Here is a 1,640-nt window from a genome sequence, read left to right on the forward strand (position 1 = left end):
GGCCCGGACGAAGGTCGCCCGCCGGCATGCCGAGGTCGCCGACGCGCGCCGCGAGTTCCACCACCAGTTGTCCACGAAGCTGATCCGCGAAAACTGTGAGGATAGTCGTGTGCCGTTTCGAGCCCCGGCTTGACTCGCGCGAGAACAGACCATGGTGTCTTGGCTTGGATCTGTCGGCCGGGGTCTCGAAGCGGTGCTCGCTGTCACCGGGGCGTCGGAGCGTGTCTCGATAGGGGCCTTGCCGCGAACAAAGCACCGTCACAGTTCTGACCGCTCCTGCCGCCCCGGCGACGGCTGACCAGCCCCCACGCCGAGCAGGAGCCGGACCACGATGACCAGCATGCCGCACACCAGCGCGCCTCTCCACCTCGCCCACGGCCGGGAGGAGGTGGTCCTGGGTGTCGACACGCATAAGGACGTCCATGTCGCCGCCGTGCTGAACGGGATGGGAGCGCTGCTGGACACCCGCGGCTTTGCGACCGGCCCGGACGGCTATGAGCAGCTGCTGGTCTGGGCGCGGTCCTTCGGCGTGCTGCGCCGGGCCGGAGTGGAGTGCACCGGCTCCTACGGGGCCGCGCTGGCCCGCGTCCTGGCCGCCGAGGGCGTGGAGGTCTTCGAGGTCAGCCAGCCCGACAAGGCCGCCCGCCGCCGTCGGGGCAAGTCCGATGAGGTGGATGCCGAGGCCGCCGCCCGCGCCGTGCTGTCGGGCCGGGCCACCGCCATCCCCAAGTCCGGCGACGGGCCGGTCGAGATGGCCCGTCTGCTGCGACGCGCCAAGGAATCGGCGGTCAAGGCCCGGACCCAGGCGATCAACCAGCTGCGAGCGGCTCTGGTGGTCGCTGACCCCGACCTGAGAGCCTCCTTCGACGACCTGGGACCCAAAACCCTCATCCGCCGCTGCGCCGACCTGACCGTCGGCCCGGTGGCCGACGTCCACAGCGCCACCCTCTACGTGCTGCGCCTGCTGGCCACCCGTATCCAGTCGCTGTCGCAGGAGATCGACGCCCTGGAACAGCTGCTGGAGGAGGTCATCCGCCGTCACGTTCCCGCCCTGCTGGACCGCGTGGGCATCGGCCCGGACACCGCCGCCGCCCTGCTGGTCACAGCCGGAGACAACCCGCAACGACTGGAGAAGGAGGGCTCCTTCGCCGCTCTGTGCGGGGCCAGCCCGGTGGAGGCATCGTCCGGCAAGTCCCAACGCCGGCGCTTGAACCGAGGCGGCGACCGGCAGGCCAACGCCGCTTTGTACCGCATCGTCCTCACCCGGCTGCGCTGGGACGACCGCACCCGCGCGTACCTGCAACGGCGCACCACCGAGGGCAAGACCCGCCGCGAGGTCATCCGCTGCCTTAAACGCTATGTCGCCCGCGAGGTCTACGCATTGATCAAAGCAGCGACAGCCGATCATGCCTCTGACCCAGCCTGACCACTTGACGAACATAGGGGCATCCAAGCGATCTATGTGGAGGACCTGGCGGTCAAGGGGCTGGCACGCACTCAGCTGGCCAAGAGCGTGCACGATGCGGGCTGGGCGTCGTTCATCGGCATGGTGGAGTACAAGGCGAAGCTGTACGGCCGGACGTTCGTGAAGATCGGCAGGTTCTTTCCCTCCTCCAAGCTCTGTTCGGCCTGCGGGGCGC

The 1,640-nt window shown here is 69.3% G+C and carries 1 protein-coding gene and 2 pseudogenes; all 3 read left to right on the forward strand.

Annotation, left to right across the window (positions count from 1 at the left end; genetic code table 11):
• Positions 1 to 94, forward strand: a pseudogene (locus tag AB0K18_RS50250) (RNA-guided endonuclease TnpB family protein); the annotation flags it as partial.
• Between the two features lie 237 nt (positions 95 to 331).
• The gene (locus AB0K18_RS50255) at positions 332 to 1,426 is read left to right on the forward strand and encodes an IS110 family transposase (RefSeq protein ID WP_364930285.1); all 1,095 of its coding nucleotides are present in this window, start codon (positions 332 to 334) and stop codon (positions 1,424 to 1,426) included.
• Between the two features lie 24 nt (positions 1,427 to 1,450).
• Positions 1,451 to 1,640: pseudogene (locus AB0K18_RS50260) on the forward strand (transposase); the annotation flags it as partial.

The sequence above is a fragment of the Nonomuraea sp. NPDC049421 genome, from assembly GCF_040677005.1.
Lineage (GTDB): Bacteria > Actinomycetota > Actinomycetes > Streptosporangiales > Streptosporangiaceae > Nonomuraea > Nonomuraea salmonea.

Coding starts and splice junctions, on each gene's coding strand:
- AB0K18_RS50255 (WP_364930285.1), top strand. CDS start 332: ATGACCAGCATGCCGCACACCAGCGCGCCTCTCCACCTCGCCCACGGC.